The organism is Nocardia carnea (genome assembly GCF_029868855.1).
Taxonomy (GTDB): domain Bacteria; phylum Actinomycetota; class Actinomycetes; order Mycobacteriales; family Mycobacteriaceae; genus Nocardia; species Nocardia carnea_A.
The window spans coordinates 1-23285 of record NZ_JARWOV010000111.1 but is presented as its reverse complement, the minus strand read 5'-3'; the positions used below and the strand labels follow the sequence as shown (position 1 = coordinate 23285).

The window sequence follows — 23285 nt, the reverse complement described above, 5'->3', positions numbered from 1 at the left end:
GTGCGAGTCGGACCGTCACCGGTCGGTGAGTGTCGCCAGAAAGAAGTCGCGGGCGGCCGAGGAGGCCTGGTCGAATCGGTCCTCGTACACCGCGAAGTGGCCACCGGGGATCAGTGCGAGCTGTTTGGGCTCCAGGGCGTCGGCGTAGCTCTGGAGTGCGATATCGCTGGGGGTGAGGGTGTCTTGTTCGGCGATCACCATCAGCAGTGGGGTCGGGGAGATGCGGCGCAGGAATGCTTCGGGTGCGTAGCTTTGGAATTTGTCGATGCTGGAGAGCGAGACCTCGTTGCGCCAGGTGGGTACCTGGGGGCCGTTGGCCATCAGCCATTCGTAGACCTCGGTGCCCGGCATGGCGACCAGTTCGGTGGGGTCGTCGGAGGCGGCCTTGATCAACTGGTGGGGTTCGCCCGCGGCGCGGGCCGATCGATCCGCGGCGATGGCCTGATGTACGGCCGGCAGCATGGTCGACGGTACGAGGCGGCCGAAGGTCGCCCAGCCGTTGGTCAGTGGGACCTGGGAGACCACGGCCCGGACGCGGCGGTCGGTGGCCGCGACGACCAGGACATGGGCGCCGGCGTAGCTGGTGCCCCAGATTCCGATCCGGTCGGTATCGATTCCGTCGAGGGTCTGCGCGTGGGTCACCGCGTCGCGGTAGCCCTCGATCTGTGCGGCCGGGTCCACTTCGAAGCGGGGCAGGCCGTCGGAGGTGCCGAATCCGGGATGGTCGTAGACCAGGCAGGCGAGTCCGGCGGCGCTGAGTACCTCGGCGAACGGTGCGACCCATTCTTTGACCCCGGCGAATCCATGGGTCATCACCACCAGCGGGACGGCGCCGGTGCGAGCGTCCGGCCGATACAGCCACCCGCGCAGGGTGAGTCCGCCACTGCGGAATTCCACATCACTACGCATCGACCACGCCTTCCGTTACGTTCCAGGCCGTAATGGAAGTTACCGCCGCGAGTGTTACGGCGTCAACTGTGGAGCTTCGAGTGCTCGCGGAGTCCCACCGTGTCGAGCGTGGACCGCATTGTGTGTTGCACGAACCCGTCGTCGAGCGGGGTCGAGTTCGGTTGTCGGTGCACGCATGAGCATCGGTCCGTCAGTAGGGGTGCCGGCGTGCCGAGACCGGTCACCTGTGCCGCCGAGGTGGTACCGGACCTCTCGGCAACGGAGGGTGTCGCCCGATTTCGGGTTGCCTGCCCGTGACCCCGGGCTAGATGTTAGCTTAGCCTAAGCAAATTGCGGGCGATGGAGGTCGGGGTTCGGTGGTGGCCGTGCCGAGCAGTGAGGACGGAGCGGTGGTGATGTGGTCACCTATGGCGAACTGTTCGGCCGGCTGGATGGGTTCGCGGGGCTGCGTGGTTCGTCGGCGCAGCCGACTCCGGTCGGGCTTGCCACGATCCCTACGAGCCCGGTGCCCGTTTGTTTCGGACGGGTCGCCGGGGTTGGTGGACCTCGGAGGGCGGGCTGATCATCGAATCCTGAAATCCGCAGAGGCTCCCGTGTTCGTACCTGAAAGGCATAACGTGATTCCCCCTATCACCTCGACCGCCCATCGCGACGGCTACGTTCCCTTTCCCGTCGAGCAGGCCGCGGAGTACCGCAGAGCTGGTTATTGGCAGGGACGCTCGCTCGGTGAGCTGCTGCGTGAGACCGCCCGGCGGTATCCGCATCGGACCGCGCTGCTCGGCGCCGAGGCGCGCACCTACGCGACGCTGGATGCGGAGGCCGATCGGATGGCACACGGGTTACGTGCGCTCGGAATCGAGCCTGGAGACCGGGTCGTGGTGCAGTTGCCGAATGTGGTCGAGTTCGTGCCGGTGTTGTTCGGGCTGTTGCGGGCCGGGATGATTCCGGTGCTCACGCTGCCCGCGCATCGGCGTAGCGAGATCGAGCATCTGGCGCGGCTTTCCGAAGCGGTCGGCTACATTGTCGCGGACCGGATGGGTGGCTTCGATTACCGAGAGTTGGCCGCCGAGGTCCGAGCGGCAGTGCCGTCGCTGCGGCACGTGCTGGTGCTCGGCGACCCCGGCCCGTTCGTCGATCTGAAGTCCGTGCCGCGCGAGGGCGATTCGCTCCCCGCGGTCGATCCGGGCGATATAGCGCTCATGCTGGTTTCCGGCGGTACCACCGGGCTCCCGAAGCTGATCGCCCGCACCCATGACGATTATGTCTACAACGCGACCGCCAGCGCAGAGGTCTGTGAACTGACCGAGGACGACGTGTACCTGGCGGCACTTCCCGCCGCGCACAACTTCCCGCTCGCCTGTCCCGGCATCCTCGGCACGGTCGCGGTGGGTGGCGCAGTAGCCTTCGTCACCGAGCCCAGTCCGGAGAACGCATTCGCTGCGATCGAACAGAACCGGGTGACCGTTACCGCGGTCGTACCGCCGATTGCGCAACTGTGGTGTGCGGCAGTCGAATGGGAGGAGGCCGATCTGTCCTCGTTGCGGTTGCTGCAAGTCGGTGGTGCCCGCCTGGCCGAGGTGAACGCTCGCGAGGTCGAGCCTGCGCTCCGGGCGCGGCTGCAGCAGGTGTTCGGCATGGCCGAAGGGCTGCTCAACTTCACCCGCCTCGACGATCCGGACGAGTTGGTGCACGCCACGCAGGGGCGGCCGCTGTCTGCGGCCGACGAGATCCGTGTCGTCGACGGTGACGGCAATGACGTCGCTCCCGGAGCGGAGGGTGAGCTGCTCACCAAGGGGCCCTACACGATTCGTGGCTACTACCGGGCCCCCGAGCACAACGCCCGCGCTTTCACTCCGGACGGCTACTACCGCAGCGGCGATCTGGTGCGCCGCCTGCCCAGTGGTCATCTCGTTGTTTCCGGCCGCATCAAGGACGTCATCAATCGCGGCGGTGAGAACGTCTCCTGCGACGAGCTCGAGGAGCATCTGCTCGCTCATCCGGCGGTCCGCCATGCTGCTGCCGTCGGGCTGCCCGATGCCGCGCTCGGTGAGAAGGTCTGTGCCGTCCTGGTTGTCAGTGGTGACATGCCGACGCTGTCCGAGATCAAGACCTTCTTGACCGACCGGGGCCTGGCCACGTACAAGCTTCCCGATGTGCTGCGTCGTGCCGACGGCCTGCCCACGACCGCGGTCGGCAAGATCGACAAGAAGGCCCTGCGCGCCGAGGGATGACGAACGAGGTATATCGGGCCGGCGCAGCCGATCGGGTACGGGATTCCGTGACCGGCAGGTGAGCGCCGGTTCGGTGCCGTCGCTCGGTTATGCCGCGACGACGTATGGTGCGATACTTTCGAGTTTCTCGCAGGTCTCCTCGAATTCGCGCTCGGGTGTGGACTGTTCGATGATCCCCGCCCCGGCGCGCAGCCAGGCGCCGTGGACGGTTTGGTAGACCGCACGGAGTACCAGCGTGGCCTCCAGTGAGCCGGAGGGTGAAATATTGAGCACCGCACCGGAATACAATCCGCGCGGATCGCGGTCGAGCCGGAAGATGGCATCGACGCCTTCGCGTTTCGGGATACCCGCGGCGGTGACCGCCGGGAACAGGGCTTCCAGGGCGTCCCAGCCGGTGCGGTCGGCGGTGAGCAGGCCGCGGACGGTGGAGGTGAGGTGCTGGACACTGCCGCGTTCGCGCACTGTCATGAAATCGATGATGGCCGGTGTGCCGGGTGCGGCGATCGCGCTGATCTCGGTGAAAGAGGTGTTCACCGACATCGCGTGTTCGGCGATCTCTTTGGGATCGCCGAGCAGATCCGCGCGCGCGGCGAGATCGGCCGCGTGGCTGCGGCCGAAGCGCCGGGTGCCTGCCACCGGTTTGGTGGTGATCACGCGGCCGTCGTCGACCGAAACGACCAATTCCGGGCTGAATCCCGCCGCCGCGAGCCCACCCAGCCGCAGCAGAAAAGATCGAGCGGGGGTGTTGTGTGCGCGGCCGAGCCGGTAGGTGGCCGGTATGTCGACCATGAAGGGTAGCTCGACCTTCCGCGACAGTATTACCTTCCGGTAGCGGCCTTTCCGGATTTCCGCGGCCGCCTCGGCCACTCGTTCGCGGTAGCCGGTCCGATCGCTGCGGATATCGGTCGGATGCGGCAGCGGCGGCACACTGTCCTGCGCGGCGGCGACGAGATCGTGGATCGCCCGGGTCTCGGCGGGTGTCGCACCGGAGATCCGGATTCCGGACGTCGCGATCCGGACCTCGATACGTGGAATCATCAGATGCGCCAGTGTCGTGGGCGTTGCCACATGTGCGGTGGCCTCCAGCGCCCAGGCGCAGAATTCGAACCCGATCCAGCCGTAGATGTTCCGTCCATCCACCGGTAATGCGCGGAGCGCCACATCGAGGGCGCTTGCGGGCCTGCCGGTCCACCGGCGGGTGCTGCTGCGCCCATCCCATTCGACGCGTAGATCCTCGACGCCCAGTTCGACAGTGCCGATCGGATCGGCCGCGAACACCCACTCGCCCGGGCGTTCGTACACCACGTATTCGCCGAACAGGTCGGCCCCCGCCAACCCTGCCACCGCCGCCACCGGATCGGTCACATAGCCCGCCTGCGAGCGCTCATCCGTGATCGACAACGGTCCTCCAAGGTTCATGCCCGACTGCGGAAAGTTAGGCTAGCATAGCCTTACTTCAATCGAGTATGCCTTGCTGTGCAGTACGAAAGGGCTGCTGCTTCGGATCTGTTCCGGCGCCGCGGGTATGTGTAGGCTAACCAAAGTTGTCGAACGTGTCCCGGCCGGGAGACGGAAGGCGGCGTACGGCCGGTGCGCCCGACTCGTGCGCCGTGTTGTTCGGCGGTGACCGCGACGGTCATCGAGTCTGGTATCGGAGGACACACACCGCAATGGCGCGTAGAGGATTTCAAGGTGTGGTACTGAATGCCTTCGGCGTTCAGTACCACACCGCCACCGTCTCGGGTGCGGAGCAATTGACACCGCGGATGCGCCGGGTCTGGCTGAATGCGCCGACATTGTTGGCGGATATCGATGTCGAACCGACGGCGTGGCTGCGGATGTGGTTTCCCGACAACAAGGGTTCGGACGCGGAGTTCCAGCGCGGATACACGATCGCGGAAGTCGACCCGGATTCACCCGGCCGGTTCGCGGTGGATTTCGTCCTGCACGAGCCCGCGGGGCCGGCCTCGGCGTGGGCGGTGAACGTCACCGGCGGTGAGACCATCGAGGTGACCTCGTTCGGGTCGCGAGGATTCTCGGTGTCGGATGATCCACCGGCCGGCTATCTGCTGATCGGTGACTCGGCCTCTGTTCCGGCGATCAATACGATCCTGGCGGCGGTACCGCATCAGGTGGCCGTCGAGGTCTACCTGGAACAGCATCACGACGACGATCTGCTGATCCCGCTGGTCCACCACCCGCTGGCGCGGGTGCACTGGGTCCCGCGGACCTCGGAGGAGGCCCTGGCGGCAGCCCTGGAAGTGCGGGACTGGTCGAACTGGTACGCCTGGATGGGGCCGGAATCGAAGGCCCTCAAGCACCTCCGGGCGCGGGTGAAGGAATTCGGTTTTCCCAAGACCGATGTGTACGCGCAGGCGTACTGGGTGCACGGCCGGGCGATGGGCAAAGAGCGCGGCGCCGAAGAACGTGCCGCGGCGGCCGCCGGTCTCCCGGCCGGAACAGCGGAGAGTACGGCCCTCGGCAATGCTTCGGACAGTGCCGTGTCGAAGGCGCCCGCAGAGGCGGTGCCGGCGGCTGCCGGCGTCGAATCGGCACCCGGTGCGGTCCCGGCGGCGCAGGTTGCCGTGGACGGCTCGGCGCAGCCCGCGCGATCCGTCCGGACCGGGAGATGGCGCTCCCAGGCGGGCAGCCGCTTGTTCGCCGACGTCAAACCGAAGCTGTACGTGGCGGGGATCCTGCAATTCTTCGTTACGCTGATCCAACTGGCGCCTTATGTACTGCTGGTGGAACTGGCGTGGGAACTGCTCGCGGGCAGTGGAAGCGACACGCTGTGGCGGCTCGGCCTGTGGGCGCTCGGGCTGTTCGGTCTGGGCACATTGCTGGAATCGGCGCTGCAACTGTGGCTGCATTCGGTCGACGCGCGGTTCAGTCGTGATCTGCGCGGCCGGTTGCTGGGCAAACTGGCGAAGCTGCCGCTGGGCTGGTTCACCGCGCGCAGTTCGGGCCAGGTGGACAAGCTGATCAACGGTGACACGCTGTCGCTGCACTATCTGATCACGCATGCGGTGGTCGATGCGGTGGCCGCGGTGGTGGCGCCTCTCGCAGTGCTGGTCTACCTGTTCTTCGTGGACTGGCGAATGGGTCTGGTGCTGCTGATACCGATCCTGGCCTACATATTCACGATGATGACGATGATGGCGACATCGGGGCCGAAGACGATGCAGGCGCAGCGCTGGAGCGAACGGATGAAGCGCGAGGCGACCTCCTATATGGACGGCCAGCCGGTGATCCGGGTGTTCGGTGGTTCGGCCGCTTCGCCGTTCCGGCGGAGCCTGGATCAGTACATCGCGTTCCTGGACGGCTGGCAGCGGCCGTTCGTCGGCAAGAAGTCGGCGATGGACCTGATCACCCGGCCGGTCACATTCCTGTGGCTGATCCTGGTGGCGGGAACCGCGCTGATAGTCGCGGACGGCATGGATCCGGTGGATCTGTTGCCGTTCCTGTTCCTGGGCACCACATTCGGCTCGCGCCTGCTCGGCATCGGCTACGGAATGATGGGCTTGCGGGAGGGCCGGGAGGCGGCGCAGAAGATCCAGGTCGTCTTGGACACCGACGAGCTCGAGGTGCGATCCGGGCCGGCGGGTCCGGCAGACGAGCCGGGCCGGGTGGTGTTCGACGAGGTGACCTTCGGCTATCGCCCGGGAGCGCCGGTGGTCGAGAACATCTCGCTCACGCTGGAACCCGGCACGGTCACCGCGCTCGTCGGTTCCTCCGGCGCCGGAAAGTCCACTCTGGCCGCACTGTTGGCCCGCTTCTACGACGTGGGTTCCGGTGCGATCCGGGTGGGTGGCCGCGATATCGCGACACTGCCGCCGGATGAGCTGTACGCGCAGGTCGGCTTCGTTTTCCAGGACACCCAGCTGGTACGCGGTACGGTGCGGGAGAATATCGCCCTGGCGGTACCGGATGCGTCCGATGACGCGATCGAGCGTGCCGCGCGCGACGCACAGATCCACGACAGAATCCTGCGGTTGCCGCGGGGATACGACACGATGCTGGGTGCCGACAGCACAATGTCCGGCGGTGAACGGCAGCGGCTCACCATTGCTCGGGCGCTGCTGGCCGACACCCAGGTGCTGGTGCTGGACGAGGCGACCGCGTATGCCGACCCGGAGTCCGAGTATCTCGTTCAGCAGGCGCTCAACCGGCTGACCATCGGGCGGACGGTGCTGGTTATCGCGCACCGGCTGCGCACGATCACCGAAGTCGATCGGATCGTGGTCCTGGAAGGTGGCCGGATCGCCGAATCCGGGACGCACACCGAACTCCTCGCCGCCGAGGGCCGCTACCGGCAGCTGTGGAATGCCGGCGCCGATGTGAAGGAGATCGCCCGATGATCCGCACCATGATGAGCCTGCTGCCGGCCGAGCAGCGCAGCCGGACCACCGGATATCTCGGTCTGCTGATCGTTTCGGTGATCCTGCGGGCGATCGCCGTGGTCCTGGTGGTGCCGCTGGTCACGGAACTGTTCGGGGACACCCCGGCCGATGCGTGGCGGTGGGTGGGGGTATCGACCCTCGTCGTCGCCGCCGGCTGGATCGTGGACACGATCACCTCGCGGATCGGTTTCGATCTGGGATTCCATCTACTCGACAATGCCCAGCGGTCGGTATCTGCGCAGGTGGCGCGAATTCCGCTGCGCTGGTTCACCGAGGACAACTCGGCAATCACACGGCGCGCGATCGCCACCACCGGCCCGGACCTCGTGGGCCTGGTGGGATACCTGGTGACGCCGCTGTTCCAAGCTGTCGCGCTACCGGTCGCGATCGCCGTCGCGCTGATGCCGGTCGCGTGGCAGCTGGGCCTGGTCGCGCTACTCGCACTGCCGTTGATGCTGGGTTCGCTCTGGCTGACCAACCTGCTCACCCGGCGGGCGACCACAGTGTCCAGGGAAGCCAACAGCGTGCTCACCGAGCGCATTCTCGAGTTCGCTCGCACTCAGGCCGCGTTGCGTGCGGCGCGGCGTGTCGAGCCGGCACGCAATGAGACCGGTGCGGCACTGTCCGCCCAGCACGGTGCGACGACCCGGTTGCTGCTGTTGAATATTCCGGGGCAGGTGCTGTTCGGTCTGGCCGGCCAGATCGCCCTCCTGGTGATGGCGGGAACCGTCGCATGGCTGGCGGTGTCGGGCACCATCGGGATTCCCGAGGCCGTCGCGCTGATCGTGGTGGTCGTGCGGTTCCTGGAACCGTTCGCCGCGTTCGGTGATCTCGCGACTGCGCTGGAAACCAGTCGTGGTGCACTGCGCGATATCCGCACCGTCGTAGAGGTGCCCGAACCGGAGCGAAACCGCACGGCGGTGCACGACGCCGATGAGCCCGCCTCGGTGGCGTTGCGCACTGTGTCCTTCGCGTATGGCGCCGAACCGGTGCTGGATGATCTCGATATCGAATTCGAAGCCGGCAAGGTGACGGCGGTGGTCGGGCCGTCGGGGTCCGGTAAGAGCACACTGCTCGCACTGATATCGGGCTTGGAAGCGCCCACGTCCGGCAGCGTCACCGTTGCCGGTGTGGACCGCGGTGCTCTCGATGCCGCGGACCGTCCGGCAGTGGCCGGCATGGTATTCCAGCAACCGTATCTGTTCGCCGGCACCATCCGGGAGAACGTCCTGGCGGGCGTCCCGGAGACCGATCCGGAACGGTTGGCGCAGGCGTTGCGCCTGGCCCGGGTCGACGAGTTCGCGAAGCGGCTGCCGGACGGGCTGGACACCATGGTCGGGGAGGCGGGTGCCGCGTTGTCGGGCGGCGAACGTCAGCGGGTGTCGATTGCGCGGGCACTGCTGAAGCCGTCTTCGGTGTTGCTCGTGGACGAGGGCACCAGTGCGCTCGACGCGGAGAACGAGGCCGCGGTGGTGGCCGCCATCACCGGCGACCCGCAGCAGCGGACGCGTGTGGTGGTGACGCATCGGCTCGCCACCATCGCGGGCGCGGACCGGGTGCTGTTCCTGGATGAGGGCCGGATCGCCGAGGACGGCACAGTCGAGGAATTGCGCGCTGCCAATGGTCGTTTCGCCGAGTTCTGGGCGCAGCAACACGAGGCTGCCGGGTGGCGGATCAGTGCAGACCCCGCGACGGTGGGCTCGCGCTGACCGCAGGATCTGTCTTCATCGGGCGGGGCATCCGTCGGTAGGCGGGTGCCCCGTTCTGTTCGGCGCGAGGGTAGCAGTGAGCGACCGCGCCGAAGTAGAAATTAGGTTAGGCTGCACTTCATTCTAATTGCCTTGTCGCATGTGAGGCCGTTGTTGCGCTGCGGCGCAGCGGTTTTCACGCAACACCCAGCTCTTTCAAAGATAGGTTAGCCTGTCCTAAATTATTAGGGTAAGCTAATTTGCAAGTTGTTGATCTTTGAGAGGCGTTCCCATGGTGGTTGCTCGTCCCGAGACGGGTGCGGATATCGATATCCGGGCAGAAGTGGGAGCGATCCTGGATATTTCACCGGAGTCTCTCGAGCTGGACACCGACCTGATCGCCCAGGGTCTGGACTCGCTGCGCATGATGCGCCTGGCCGGCCAGTGGCGTAAGCGGGGACTGGATATCGACTTCGCCCGGCTCGCCGCAGCGCCGACGATCGGTGCGTGGTCGGAGCTCTTGCGATCCGGCGACGATCCGGATCAGCGCGGCTCTGCCCACGATCCCGCCGTCGAAATCGATATCGAGCAGCCCTTCCCCTTGGCGCCGATGCAGCACGCGTATTGGATAGGTCGCTCCCACGGCCTCGCCTACGGTGGTGTGGCCGCACACCTCTACGTGGAGTTCGATGGCCGCGAGCTCGATCCCGGACGTTTCCGGACGGCCGCGGCAGCATTGGTGGCGCGTCATCCCATGCTGCGGCTGCGGGTGCTGCCCGACGGGCGGCAGATCATCGGCCAGTCCGCGGATGTTGTTGCGGTACACGATCTGCGGTCGGAAACTCCGCAGAACGCCGCCGGGATCCTGGAACGCCGCCGGAGCGAGGGTACGCACCGCGCGCTGGCGATCGAGGACGGCGAGGTGCTGCGCGTCGAACTGACCCGGCTCCCAGACGGCGGTTCGCGGGTGCACCTGGATGTGGACATGATCGCCGCCGATGCCATGAGCTACCGGGTGCTCGTCGACGATCTGGCCCGTCTCTACCGGGGCGAGGAACTGCCGGAGCTGGGCGTGACCTTCCCGGAGCTGTCGGCGCAGCGCGCTGCCCGTACCGCCCGCGCCGAGGATATCGCCTGGTGGCAGCGGAAGATCGCCGATCTGCCGGGCCCCCCGGAACTACCGGTGAACGCGGACCGGACCGACCGTGACCCCGCCACCGTGCGGCTGCATCACACCATCGATGCCGACGACCGGCGCCGCCTGGAGGAACACGCGCATCGCCGTGGCGTGACACCCGCGGCCGCGGTGGCGGCCGTTTTCGCGGAGGCCGTCGGCGCGTACTCGGCTACCCCGCGCTTCCTGCTCACCGTCCCGCTGTTCGACCGGGACATGGCGCACGCCGATGTCGACAAGGTGGTCGGCGACTTCACTTCCTCGCTCGTGGTCGATGCCGATCTGCGCGCCCCCGCGTCCCTGGCCGAGCGGGCCGGGCAGATGCGTGCCGCGATGCACGAGGCCGCCGCGCACGGCAGTTTCGGCGGCCTGGACGTATTGCGCGAACTCAGCCGCCGACGCGGCGAACCGGTGGTGTCGCCGGTGGTTTTCACCAGTGCGCTGGGTCTCGGCGAACTCTTCTCGCAAGCCGTCACCGAAGTACTCGGCGAGCCCTCCTGGATCGTCTCCCAGGGCCCGCAAGTGCTGCTGGACGCCCAGATCACCGAGGTCTCGGGCGGACTGCTGCTGAACTGGGACGTGCGCGCTTCCGATCTCGACCTGCGGACCGCGCAGAAGATGTTCGCCTACTATGTGCGCCTGCTGGACCTGCTGATCGCGGGGGAGTGGGACGGCGCCGCGCCCGATCCGGTGCCGGACGAGGTTCGGGCGCAACGGCGAAGGGCCGAGCGACCACTGCCCGCGACCGAGTTCTTCGACGGGACTCTGCACGGGCACTTCCTGGCCGCGGCCGACCACCGCGGGGATGCACCCGCCATCATCACCGACGCCCGGACATGGACGCACGCAGAAGCCGCCGCCGAGGCTCGACGCATTGCGGGCGCCCTGCACGCCGCGGGCGTGCGCGCCGGCGACACCGTGATCGTCGACCTGCCGAAGGGCGGTGACCAGATCCTCGCGGCGCTCGGTGTGCTGACCGCCGGTGCCACCTATGTGCCGATGGCGCCCACGCAGCCGCGGGTGCGCCGAGAGCGGATCGCGGCGGTCGCGACTCCGGCCGCCGTGCTCACCGATCGGCCTGCGCGCTGGGCTGATTCGCCGAACCGCGTTCTCGCCCTGGCGACCGCGCGTACCGCCACGGCCGCCGAGCCGGTGCCGGTCTCGCCGGATGCACTCGCCTACATCCTGTTCACCTCGGGCTCGACCGGACAGCCCAAGGGGGTCGAGGTACCTCATCGCGCCGCGGTCGCCACCCTCACCGACCTGACCGGGCGATACGGTCTCGGTCCCGAGGACCGCAGCCTGCTGGTCTCGTCGCTGGAATTCGATCTCTCCGTCTTCGACATCTTCGGTTTGCTCGCCGTCGGCGGCGCCGTGGTGGTCCCGGGGGCCGACGAGGACACCAAGGTCGACGAATGGTCCCGGCTGCTGCGGGACCGCGCGGTCACCGTGCTCAACTGTGTGCCGTCGATCCTGGGCATGCTGTTGGACCTGGCGCCCCTGCCCGCGTCGCTGCGGGCGATCATCATGGGCGGCGACAAGGTCGCCGTCGCCCTGCTCGACCGGGTCGCGCAGCAGCTACCGACCTGCCGGGTCGCCGGTCTCGGCGGCACCACCGAGACCGCGATCCACTCGACCATCTGCGAGGCACGGGATGTGCCCGCGGGCGCGGCTTTCGTGCCCTACGGGGTCCCGCTGGACGGTGTGCGCTGCCGGTCGGTCGATGGGACCGGCCGGGACCGGCCCGATCTCGTCCCCGGCGAGTTGTGGATCGGTGGTGCGGGCGTGGCCGACGGTTACCGGGGCGACCCGGAGCGCACCGCCGACAGGTTCGTGGAATACGACGGCATCCGCTGGTACCGCACCGGAGATATGGTGCGCTACCTGCCCGGCGGCTTCCTCGACTTCCTCGGCCGTGCCGACCATATGGTCAAGATCCGCGGCTATCGAGTGGAACTCGGCGAGGTCGAGGCCGGACTGCTGACGCTGGATGCCGTCACCGCCGCGGTGGCCTGGTCGGACGGAAACGAACTGCGCGCGGCGGTGACGGCCGGCAGCCCGGACGGAACGGCGATCCGCGAAGCACTCGCCGAGGTGCTGCCCGCGCATATGATTCCGCGGACCGTAACCGTGCTCGACGAGCTGCCGTTGACCTCGAACGGCAAATACGATCGCGCCGCGATCGGCACCCTGGTCACGGCCGCCGATCGGGGGGAATCGGTTGCTCCCCGTACCCCGCTGGAGACCGCGCTGGTCACCGTGCTCGGCGAGTTGCTGAGTACCCGCCCGATCGGGGTCACCGACGATTTCATCGCTCTCGGTGGTGATTCCGTGCTGGCCACGGCGTTCGTTGCACAGGTTCGCCAGTGGCTGGACGTGCCGCGCCTGACGGTGTCCGATATCTTCCGGCGTCGCACCCTGGCGGCGCTGGCCGAACGACTGGTCGAACTGGAAGGCACGCGGACCGCGCAGGTCGCCGAGATCTTCCTCGAGGTGGCGCGCCTGTCCGACGAGCAGGTCCGGGCCGAGGCCGGTGACGGCGCTACGACCTATCACTTCCAATCCCGCAGAATCGATGTGGACCGCGATCTGGAATCCGTGCACCGCTGGCTCAACCACCCCAAGTCCCACTACTGGGACATGCTGAACAGCTCACTCGCCGATGTGGAGAAGCTGATCCGCGACGCCGGCGCCGATCCGGATCCGCGCTTCGGCATGCGCATCGGGTATTTCGAAGGTGAACGCCAGTTCCTCTTCGAGTTGTACAACCCGCTGACCAGCGATCTGGCCCAGCCGGGTACCGGCTATGTGTACGAACCCGGCGATATCGGCATGCATCTGCTGGTCTCCAGCAGCGAGCGTCGCCTGCCCGGTTTCACCGGCGCGGTCATGCTGCACATCATGCGCACCGCCTTCTTCGAGGCCGGTGCCCGTCGTGTGGTGGTCGAACCGGATGTGCGCAACACCGATGTGCAGCGGCTCAATGCCGCCGTCGGTTTCCGGGTGGCCGGCGATATCGAGGTCTCCGGTAAGACCGCCCGGCTCAGCTACTGCACCCGAGACGATTTCGCCCGGGTGACCGATAACGGCCGCACCCTGGTGGCCGGAGAGGTCGAGTTGTGAGTATCGATGTCCGGGGTGCCGTCGAGGCGCCTGCTCCTGCTTACTCGTACCGACAGGTGTACAACACCCGGCTCGCCAGGAAGATACTGGCCGAGTTCTGTCATGAACGGTTCGTGCGGCCCGCCGAGTTGTCTCCGGGCGAGTATGTGGTCCATTCCGACGATCACGAGACCGAATATCGGTTCCGCGCCGAGGTTCTGTCACTCGACAGCTGGTGTATCGACGCGGCATCGCTGCGGCGAATCCGTAACGGCGAGCAACTGCCTGTCGACTCGATCGACCTGATCGTCGATCTGAGCGGCAGCCTCGGCATCCCGATCGACGCTCTCCCGGAATACCTCGAGGAGCTCACCAACACCGCGTCGATCAGTATGAATCGGCCCGATTCGCGGCGTATCCCGGCGGCAGACCTGGCGGTCGCGGATTTCCAGACCATCGAAAAGACGATGACCGAGGGTCATCCGTGCCTTGTCGCGAATGCGGGCCGGCTCGGATTCAGCGCCGACGATATCGAGCGGTACGCACCGGAGTCGGGCGGTCGTTTCGCGCTGGCCTGGGTCGCGGTGCTGCGGGCGAACACCGATTTCGCCGCGATGTCGGGTATCGACTACGACAGCCTGGTGCGCGATGAACTCGGTGCGGACACCCTGGCCCGATTCGATCGAGTGCTCACCGGGCAAGGGCTCGACCCGGCCTCCTATTACTACATGCCGGTACATCCGTGGCAGTGGGTGGAGAAGATCGCACGGATCTACGCGGTCGATATCGCGGAAGGCCGGATCGTGCCGCTGGGCGCGGGACCGGATCAGTACCAGCCGCAGCAGTCCATCCGGACCGTGTTCAATGTGTCGGTTCCGACGCGCCACTACGTGAAAACGGCGCTGTCGATCGTCAATATGGGTTTCACCCGAGGTATGTCCGCCGACTACATGCGCACCACCCCGCTGATCAACGACTGGGTCCGCAGTCGGGTACACGGCGACCCTTATCTGGGCTCGATCGGTTTCGAGATGATCTACGAGGTCGCCGCCATCGGCTATCGCAACACCACGTTCACCGCGATCACCCGGCCGGGTTCGGAGTACCGCAAGCTGCTGAGCGCGCTGTGGCGGGAAAGTCCCATCGCCCGCGTCGCCGAACACGAGCAGCTGACCACCATGGCAGCACTGCTGCATATCGACCACGACGGTATCCCGCTGGTCGGCGCGTTCATCCGGAAATCGGGTATTGCCGCGCAGGAGTGGCTGGCCCGATATCTGCGGGCCTATCTGCACCCGATCATCTATCTCCTCTATCGCTACGAGTTCAAGTTCTCTCCGCACGGCGAGAACCTGATCCTCGTACTCGACGGCGGGGTACCGGTGCGCGCAATCCTCAAGGACATCGGTGAGGAGATCTGCATATTCGATGCCCCCGGCGATATTCCGGAGACCTGCCGTCGGGCGGTGACCGAGGAAGCCGACGAAATCCGCAATCTGGGTGTGCTCTCGGATGTGTTCGACGATTTCCTGCGCCACCTCGCATTGCTGCTGCACGAGAGCGGGCTGGTCACCGACGGCGAGTTCTGGGCCACCGTCGCGCACAGCGTCGCCGAATTCCAGGCCCGGCATCCGGATCTGGCCGATCGCTTCGAAAAATGGGATCTGTTCGCGCCCAGCTTCCCGGCCATTCATATGAATCGCCTGCAACTGTCGAACAACAGACGCATGGTGAACCTCGGCGACTCGTACTCGACGCTGGTGGACAACGAGCATGCGCTGGTGAATCCCATCGCCGGGCATCGTTCCGCGGCCGCGGCGGCCTCCGGTGCGGAGGTGCATGCCGCGTGAGCACCGCAGACAACGGCAGACCCCCTCTGGAAATCATCCGGGACCCACGGGGTATCCCGCATATCACCGCGGATTCGGCCGAGGCCGCACTGTTCGGTCAGGGATATGCGTGCGGTATCGACCGCGCCTGGCAGATCGAATTCCTGCGGCTGCGCGCCGAAGGACGCACCGCCGAGGTTTTCGGTGCCGACACCGTCGAATGGGACGCGTTTGCCCGCCGCTCCGGAATGGAACGTGCCGCCCGCCGGATCTACCAGGCCTCCTCGGCGCGTAGCCGCTCCCTTCTCGCGGCCTATGCCGATGGCGTCAACAGCACTCTCGATACGGCCGATACCCCGGAGCTGACCGAACTCGCGCATCGTCCGGCGCCCTGGCAGCCGTGGACACCGATCGCGGTATTCCTCATGCACCACATCCTGTTCGGCCGTTTTCTCACCAAGCTGTGGCGATTGCACGCGGTGCGCGCACTCGGCCGCGACGCATTGACCCTGTTCGATTGCGAGGGCGTGGATCCGGCCGGAGACACCGTGCCCGAGTATCCGGACGACGCGTTCCTCACCGAACTGCTGGCGAATATCCCCGCCGGGCCCGAGCGGAGCGCCTCGGCGACACGGTCGTTCGGCGATGCCCTGTCCGGTAGCAATGCCTGGGGCGTCGCCGGTGCCCGCACCGCGACCGGGGCGCCGGTGATCGCCGGCGACCCGCACAGGTTCCTGGAACTGCCCGGTATCTACCAGCAGTTCCATTTGGCGGCACCGGAATTCGACATTGTCGGCTTCGCCTTCGCCGGGGTACCCGGTACGCCGCATTTCGCCCACGCGGGCACCGTGGCCTGGGGCATCACCAATGGGATGGCCGACTACCAGGATCTCTATATCGAACGCCTCACCCGGGCCGAGACCGACGTGCTCGCGGACACCGCCACCGGCCGCCGCCCGGCCGAGACCAGAACCGAGCGGATTCTCGTGCGTGACGGCGACCCGGTCGAGATCGAGATCATCACCACGGGGAACGGCGCGGTCGTATTCGGCGGTCCGGACGCCTCGTTCGCGGTGAGCCTGCGCACGCCCATGCTCACCGACCCCGGGACTACTTTCGACGCCGCACTGGATGTGCTGTTCGCCGAGAACACCGCCGATGTGGAACGAGCCCTCACCCGGTGGGTCGAGCCCGTCAACCGGATCGTCGTCGCCGACGCCGCCGGGCGGCTCACCCACCACGTCACCGGAAAGTTCCCACGGCGGGCCCCGGAGAACTACTGGCTGCCGGTGCCCGGCTGGGACGAGCGCTACCAGTGGCGTGGATACGTCACCGAGTCGGTACGCGACGAGCAGTTCGATGCCCTCGTGCCCGGCTATTCGGTGATCGCCAACCAGCGCATCCCGGAGACGATTCCGCTGCAGCCGACCACCACCGAGACCGTGCCGCCACATCGAGCCGACCGCATCGATGCTCTCCTCGCGGACGCACCGGCCATGACGGTGGCCGATTGCGAACGCGTCCATGCCGATGTGCACAACGGTGCGGCCGACGCATTGTTGCGCCTGCTACCGCCGCTGACCGGGCTGAGTGCGGGCGCCGACCGGTTGCGTGGACGGCTGCTGGAATGGGACCGCCGGATGCACGCCGCCAGTACCGAGGCGTATCTGTTCGCCGAAGTGCGAGCTCACCTGGTCCGGGCGATCGCCGCGGACCCCGCGCTGTCCGGGCTCGCCGCGCCGCACGGTTTCGGCGCCACCTTCACCCCGTGGTTCGTGGCGCAGACCCGGATCGCGGCCGCACTGGAATCGGTGGTCGCCGGTGCCGGGGTGCTGGGCGTGGATATCACCCGGCTGGTCACCGGCGCACTCGAAACGGTCGCGGAAGCTGCCGGCGCCGAAGCGCAGCTTCCGACGTGGGGGAGTGTGCATGTACTCGCTCCGATCCACGGGTGGGACCTCGTCGGCGCGACACCGAAGCACCCCGAGGTCGCACGGCAGCTCCGCCCGCGACCACAACCGCTGGGCGGGGATGCTGAGTGCGTCATGGCCAATGGCAGTGCGGTGGGCTTCTCCCATGCCTGCGGCGTCGGATCGGCCGCTCGCTATGCATGGGACCTGGCCGACCGTGACGCGAGCCGGTGGATCGTGCCGCTGGGCGTGAGCGGCGATCCACGTTCCGCCTGGTTCGAGGATCAGGCGCCGCTCTGGGCACAGGGCGAGCTGATCGACATCGTCAGCGACTGGACGACGCTGCGGGCAACCGCGGTGCGGCGCGACGAATTCACCCGGATCGCCGGGACGTTGCGGCTCGCACACGCAGTGCCCGCAACAGCTGAGCAGTCCCCGAAGCAGGAAGAAATATGACGAACCTACTGACCGACGCGCGACTGGAAGTCCTGCGCCGGCGCCTGGCTGTCGCGGGAGCCGGCGCCGGTCCGGCGGCGAGCCCCGCGACCGCCGAGACGGTTTCCACCGGCGGTCTCGCCGTCGCCGAACGCCGGATGTGGAAGATCTACCAGCTCGACCCGGATTCGATATCCCACAATATCGGCCTCATCCTGGATTTCACCGGCTCCCATACGATCGGCTCGGTGATCGCCGCGTTCGAGGTCATGGTGCGTAATGCGGCGGTGCTCAGCTCGGTGATCGTCACCGGGGCAGCGGGCGATCCGCGCCGGGAGGCCATCGAGCACACCGGCCGCTGGGCCGAGCCCGGCGCCGTCTGGGAATGGGGCACACTGCCACCGCACGCCGCACTCACCGCTACAGGCACACCGATCGGCCGCGAGCAGATCCGAGCGGCGGCCGAAGCATTGGCGCAGGCGCCGTTCGACCTGACCAGGGAGCCGCCGTTGCGGGCGCGGATCTTCGCGGATGCCGACGGTGCGGTCACGGTGGCGCTGGTCGTCCATCACCTCGCTGTGGACGACACCTCCTGGCCATTGCTGCTGGGTACGCTGGTCTCCGGTTCCTGGCCCGCCGTCACCGGCCGGCCGGCCCGCCCTGCGACGGTCGCGAGTCCCGACGAGATCGACCGGGCACTGCGGCACGCCCAGGACACCTGGGCGGCCGCCGACGTCCGGTACCCGCTGTCGGGTGAGTTGCCCGGTGACAGCGCCGAGCAGAGCTGGCTCGCACCGCTCGTCGATGCCGCCGGTATCCGCCTCGGAACACCGATCGAGCCCGCGGGCATCGAGGCGTTGGACGGTGTCGCCCGCGAAGCCGGCGCCACCCTCAACGCACTTCTCATCGGAGTATGCGCCGTGAGCGTGTACGCGCTCACCGGCGCCGCCGACCACGTCCTGCTCGTGCCCGCCGACAACCGTGACCCCGATGACGGCCCCGACCGGGTCGGTTACAGCGGCAACATCGTCCCGATGCGCTTCCGCTTCGACCCGGCAGCGAGCGTGCGTGATTCACTGCGCGCGGCGGTTTCGGTGGTGTACCGGGCGATGGAGTTCGCCACTGTCGACTACGGCACCGTGCTCACCGCACTGCGCACCGCGGGCGGGCGCTTCCCTGTCGCCGAGATCATGGCGTCCGTGCGGAACGCGCCACTGCGCGGCATCCCGGTGCCGGATCGCGGCCCGGTGAACTACGAATCCGTATTCCACGGCGTCGGCAACTATCCGCTCACGCTGGCCTTCGAACGCGGCGCCGACGAACGCGTCCACCTGGAGGTCGATTACCAGCCGGATGCGGTCGGCCCCGATCTCGCCCGCAGTGCGGGCGTTGTGGTCTCCGCGATCGTCGCAGCTATTCCACATGCGTTGGACCGCCCGCTGAACGAACTCGTTCGGACCGTCCGCGAAACCACCGCCGCAACCACCTAGATCACACAGTCGAAAACCGCTTCGCCGCGCCGCGTGGGGACGGACGGAAGACGAACGCAGTCGCTATCCATATCCGAGTCGATGGGCTACCCGTGTCAGAGAAAATCGCATTCCCACGAAGACAGAGATCCAAGTTCGCCACGCCGGGAGATGGGTGGACGGCAATCGGCCACGGCCTCGCGCAATTGGCCGGTCCGGTCGAATCCCGGCATCACGGCGCACCGCTGCCGTGGGGAGATCCGGCTGCCGTGCTCCACGCCGTGGCCGAGCAGCTGGGCCCGGAGCAGGTTCCGCACCACGGGGCGGGGGAGGACGCGGCGCTGAACCGGGTGGCCGAACTGATCGCCGCCTACGGCCTGGACCTCACCCACCGGCATGCGGCGGCACACCTGCAGCCGCCCTCGCTGCGGGTGGCGGTGATCGCCGATGCGCTGGCCAGTGCCACCAACGCCTCGCTGGATACCTACGATTCGGGACCGGCAACGCTGGCCATCGAGAAATGGACCGTCAGCGCACTCGCCAAGCTGGCCGGTTTCACCGAAAGGTCCGGTGGCGTCTTCGGCCCCGGTGGCTCCTACTCGAACCTGCTCGCGCTGCTGATCGCTCGCGACTACAGCGCCGCCCGGCTCGGCATCGATACCCGCAGCAACGGCGTGAGCGGTTTGCCCCGCCCGGTGGTGCTGTGTTCGCAGATCGCGCATTTCTCCGTGCACCGCGCGTGCGCGGCACTCGGTCTCGGCGAGAGTGCAGCGATCGGCGTTCCGGTCGATTCCGCGCACCGGATGATCCCGGAGGCCCTCGACGAGTTGCTCACCGGGCTCGCCGAGAGTCACACCCCGGTTGCGATCGTGGCCACGGCAGGGACCACCGACTTCGGTTCCGTCGATCCGTTGCCGGAGATCGCCCGTATCGCGGCGCGCCACGACGTCTGGCTGCACGTCGATGCCGCATACGGTTTCGGCACGTTGTTCTCCGATAAGCTCGCCGGGCTGCTCACCGGCCTCGAACGGGCCGACTCGGTGACACTGGACCTGCACAAGGTCGGCTGGCAACCGGCCGCCGCCAGTGTGCTGCTGCTGGCCGATCAGCAGCGATTCTCCGCGCTGAACCGGTCGGTGGCCTACCTCAACCCGGACGACGATATCGAGGCCGGCTTCGGCGGTCTGCTCGGCCAGACCTTGCAGACCACGCGCCGCCCCGATGTGCTCAAGGTCCTGGCCACCTTTCTCGCCTACGGCCGCAGCGGACTGGGCGCGATGCTCGACACCTGCCACGATCTCGCCCGCCATGCCGAGCGTCGTATCGTGACCGAACCGCAGCTCGAGCTCGTCGCACCCGTCACCATGACCACGGTCGTGTTCCGCTACCGCTGCGAGGATCTCGACCTCGACCAGGTGAACGGGGAACTGCGCCGTCGCCTGATCAGTACCGGTAAGGCGCTCATCGGCCGTACCCGAGTATCCGTCCACGGCGAGGGCGAGCCGCGGACCTGTGTGAAGCTCACCCTGCTCAACCCGGAAACCACCGAGCAGGATATCGATGCCCTGTTCGACGAACTGCTGCGTATCGGGCTGGAAGTGGAGTCCGAAGGTCTGCGTCGCGATCACGACGAGATGGTGAAGATCCATGAGTGATATCCGGAAAGTCGACGTACTGGGTATCGGCTGCGGGCCGTTCAACCTGTCGTTGGCGGCCATGGCCTCGACGGTCGACGGCCTCGACATCCTCGTGGTCGACTCCGCCGAGGAATTCCGCTGGCATCCCGGCCTCCTCTTCGACGAGGCGAAACTACAGGTCAGTTTCCTGTCCGATCTGGTCTCCCTGGTCGATCCGACGCACCCGCTGTCGTTCCTGGCCTATCTGGCCGACGTCGACCGCCTGTACCCGTTCCTGGTGCGTGAGGACTGGTTCCCGACCCGCCGCGAGTACGAGGCGTACCTGCTGTGGGCAGCCGGGAAGCTGGACTCGCTGCGGTTCGGTACCACCGTGGACGCAGTGCGCTGGGACGGCGACCGCGGGCACTTCGAGGTGTCGCTGTCCGGTCGCGGCACCACCTCGATGCTGTACGCAGAGCATGTGGTAGTCGGTGTGGGAACCGAACCGTCCATCCCGCAGCCGCTTTCGACCGAATCCTCCGCGGTGGTACACAGCGCGCACTACCTGTACCACCGCGACACCGCTCATTGCGCGGCGGCCGTGACCGTGATCGGCTCCGGTCAGTCCGGCGCAGAAATCGTCATCGACCTGCTGGAAGAGAATCTTCGCGGCGGTCCGGCTGTGCGCTGGTGGACCCGCACCCCGTGGTTCGCGCCATTGGATTTCACCAAGCTGTCCTTGGAAATGACCACGCCGGCGTACATGGACTACTTCCACAGCCTGCCGGAGGCCACCCGCGATCGAGTGCGGGCCGGGCACTGGCAGTTCCACAAGGGCGTCTCCACCGATACCTTGGAACGCCTGCACGATCTGCTCTACCGACGTCAGTTGCTGGAGAAGCCGCAGCCGGTGGAGCTGCGTAACGGTGTCGCGGTCGAGGGACTCGATACGCTGCCCGACGGCCGCCTCCGGGTCCGGGGCGAGCACCGGGACACCGGACTGAAGATCGCACACACCACCGACCTGGTTATCGCGGCCACCGGTTACCGGCCCCGCAGGACCGACTTCCTCGGTCCGGTGGAAGAGCACCTGCGACGTGATTCGCGCGGCCGTCTGGTGGTCGAGAACAACCATGCGGTGAGCGCCGACGACGCGCTGCGGGGCCGGTTGTTCGTGGCCAATGCCGAGGAACACAGCCACGGTGTCTCCGCGCCGAACCTGGACATCGGTGCTGTGCGCAACGCCAAGATCCTCAACACCGTGACCGGGCGCGAGGTCTATCGCATTCCGCGGAATACCGCGTTCACCAGCTTCGGGGTCACCGGCGAGGAGGTCGTCGAATAGGGGGCCGGCACCCTTTGTCAGCTATGCCTCGCCCTGTGCGTCCGAGGCCGTGCACGGTCGCCGTGCCGGTTCGCCGGACGCTCACCACCAGTGGCGTCCCTCCGGTCTCACCAGAGGGACAACGCCGGCCCCGCGCCGGCGGATCCGAATATTCAATGAGGAGTTTCTAGATGTCCGACCGAATTCGCGACGTGCTGCACAGCATTCTGGAAGAAGATCTCGACCTGTCGCTCACCGACCTCGACCGGGAATCGCTCCTGGTCGAGGACCTCGGTATCGACTCGGTCGCCTTCGCCATCGGCGTCGTAGCCATCGAAGAGCGCCTGGGCGTCAAACTCACCGAGCGGGAGATGGCCGAGGCCGCGTCGGTCGGTGATCTGGAGGACCTGATCCGCGCCAAGTCCGGCGCATCCGCATGACCGTCGCCGCGCCCGCCGGCTCGTATTCCGATCTGCTCGCCCGCGCCTTCGACGCCCAGGTGGTCGAGTGGACCGAACAGGCCGAACAGGACAACAAGTTCCCGCGGGTCCTGCTCGACCATCTCGGTGCCCAGGGCGTGTTCGCCCGGAAATGGAACGACCGCAAGGTCACCGACCTCGGCGACCATTTCGCGCTGGCCCGCGAGCTCGGCGCGCTCGGTTCGGCGGCCATCGGCGTCGGAGTGAGCCTGCACGATTCGGCGATCGCCGTGCTCCGCCGATTCGGGCGCACCGATTTCCTGCGGCAACTCGCCGAGGAGGCGATCGTGGTCGAGAAAGTGCTGTGCATCGCGGCGTCGGAGGAATCCGGCGGCTCGGACCTGCAGAACGCCCGGACCCGGATCGAGCCGGAGAGCGGCGGCTACCGGGTCGTCGGGCACAAGAAGTTCGTTTCGCTCTCGCCGATCGCCGATTACATGTTCGTCGTCGGGCGCAGCCTCGGCGACGAACCGGCCACCGAATCGGGCAATGTCGCGCTGGCCGTGGTGCCGGTATCACAGGTGCAGGTCGGCGAGCCCTACCGAAAGCTCGGTGCCGGTCCCCTGGACACCGCCGCGGTGAGCATCGACACCTGGATCCCGGAGGACGCGCGCATCGCGCGGCCCCGCACCCGCCCGGCGGGTTTAAGCTGGGGGCTGGCCCCCGAGCGCTACACGGTGGCCGGGCAGATAGCCCCGGCCAGCGCGCGCCTGCTCGGG

At 67.3% G+C, this 23285-nt stretch carries 13 protein-coding genes and 1 pseudogene; 12 read left to right on the top strand and 2 right to left on the bottom strand.

The window, feature by feature from the left end:
• Positions 1-15: 15 nt before the first annotated feature.
• On the bottom strand, positions 16-909 hold the full coding sequence (locus QH195_RS10615; RefSeq protein WP_280435212.1) for an alpha/beta hydrolase: 894 nt from the start codon (positions 907-909) through the stop codon (positions 16-18).
• A 620-nt stretch (positions 910-1529) separates the two neighbouring features.
• Between QH195_RS10615 and QH195_RS10610 the strand changes: the two genes are divergently transcribed.
• On the top strand, positions 1530-3140 hold the full coding sequence (locus QH195_RS10610) for a (2,3-dihydroxybenzoyl)adenylate synthase (RefSeq protein ID WP_432278470.1): 1611 nt from the start codon (positions 1530-1532) through the stop codon (positions 3138-3140).
• 87 nt (positions 3141-3227) lie between these two features.
• Here QH195_RS10610 and QH195_RS10605 read toward each other — a convergent pair whose 3' ends face one another.
• Positions 3228-4541: a salicylate synthase gene (locus QH195_RS10605; protein WP_280435210.1), complete on the bottom strand. Its 1314-nt coding sequence runs from the start codon at positions 4539-4541 to the stop codon at positions 3228-3230.
• 269 nt (positions 4542-4810) lie between these two features.
• On the opposite strand from QH195_RS10605, the gene QH195_RS10600 reads away from it, so the two are divergent.
• From QH195_RS10600 to QH195_RS10555, 11 genes and pseudogenes are all read left to right on the top strand, one after another.
• Positions 4811-7498, top strand: a complete 2688-nt coding sequence (locus QH195_RS10600) for an ABC transporter ATP-binding protein/permease (RefSeq protein ID WP_280435209.1) — start codon at positions 4811-4813, stop codon at positions 7496-7498.
• A complete protein-coding gene (locus tag QH195_RS10595) occupies positions 7495-9249 on the top strand; it encodes an ABC transporter ATP-binding protein (RefSeq protein WP_280435208.1) in 1755 nt (584 codons plus the stop codon). Before QH195_RS10600 ends, QH195_RS10595 begins: the two co-directional genes overlap by 4 nt.
• Before the next feature lie 271 nt (positions 9250-9520).
• Positions 9521-12928: pseudogene (locus QH195_RS10590) on the top strand (amino acid adenylation domain-containing protein); the annotation flags it as partial.
• A 51-nt stretch (positions 12929-12979) separates the two neighbouring features.
• Positions 12980-13525 carry a GNAT family N-acetyltransferase gene (locus QH195_RS35205; RefSeq protein ID WP_432278469.1) on the top strand — a complete coding sequence of 182 codons (546 nt, stop codon included), beginning with the start codon at positions 12980-12982 and terminating at the stop codon, positions 13523-13525.
• A complete protein-coding gene (locus tag QH195_RS10585; protein WP_280435206.1) occupies positions 13522-15354 on the top strand; it encodes an IucA/IucC family protein in 1833 nt (610 codons plus the stop codon). The genes QH195_RS35205 and QH195_RS10585 overlap by 4 nt, the downstream gene beginning before the upstream one ends.
• Positions 15351-17699 (top strand): penicillin acylase family protein, encoded by a 2349-nt coding sequence (locus tag QH195_RS10580; protein ID WP_280435205.1) that lies wholly within the window; start codon positions 15351-15353, stop codon positions 17697-17699. The genes QH195_RS10585 and QH195_RS10580 overlap by 4 nt, the downstream gene beginning before the upstream one ends.
• Positions 17696-19168: a condensation domain-containing protein gene (locus QH195_RS10575; RefSeq protein WP_280435204.1), complete on the top strand. Its 1473-nt coding sequence runs from the start codon at positions 17696-17698 to the stop codon at positions 19166-19168. The genes QH195_RS10580 and QH195_RS10575 overlap by 4 nt, the downstream gene beginning before the upstream one ends.
• Positions 19169-19260: 92 nt before the next feature.
• Positions 19261-20802 (top strand): pyridoxal phosphate-dependent decarboxylase family protein, encoded by a 1542-nt coding sequence (locus tag QH195_RS10570; protein ID WP_280435203.1) that lies wholly within the window; start codon positions 19261-19263, stop codon positions 20800-20802.
• Positions 20795-22108: a lysine N(6)-hydroxylase/L-ornithine N(5)-oxygenase family protein gene (locus QH195_RS10565; RefSeq protein WP_280425179.1), complete on the top strand. Its 1314-nt coding sequence runs from the start codon at positions 20795-20797 to the stop codon at positions 22106-22108. Before QH195_RS10570 ends, QH195_RS10565 begins: the two co-directional genes overlap by 8 nt.
• A gap of 170 nt (positions 22109-22278) precedes the next feature.
• Complete coding sequence (locus QH195_RS10560) at positions 22279-22527, top strand: acyl carrier protein (protein WP_280425180.1); 249 nt, start codon at positions 22279-22281, stop codon at positions 22525-22527.
• Positions 22524-23285: acyl-CoA dehydrogenase family protein (locus QH195_RS10555; RefSeq protein ID WP_280435202.1), on the top strand; the 762-nt coding region annotated here is incomplete at its 3' end. The genes QH195_RS10560 and QH195_RS10555, both read left to right, overlap by 4 nt.

Coding starts and splice junctions, on each gene's coding strand:
- QH195_RS10615 (WP_280435212.1), bottom strand. CDS start 909: ATGCGTAGTGATGTGGAATTCCGCAGTGGCGGACTCACCCTGCGCGGG.
- QH195_RS10600 (WP_280435209.1), top strand. CDS start 4,811: ATGGCGCGTAGAGGATTTCAAGGTGTGGTACTGAATGCCTTCGGCGTT.
- QH195_RS10595 (WP_280435208.1), top strand. CDS start 7,495: ATGATCCGCACCATGATGAGCCTGCTGCCGGCCGAGCAGCGCAGCCGG.
- QH195_RS10575 (WP_280435204.1), top strand. CDS start 17,696: ATGACGAACCTACTGACCGACGCGCGACTGGAAGTCCTGCGCCGGCGC.
- QH195_RS10565 (WP_280425179.1), top strand. CDS start 20,795: ATGAGTGATATCCGGAAAGTCGACGTACTGGGTATCGGCTGCGGGCCG.
- QH195_RS10560 (WP_280425180.1), top strand. CDS start 22,279: ATGTCCGACCGAATTCGCGACGTGCTGCACAGCATTCTGGAAGAAGAT.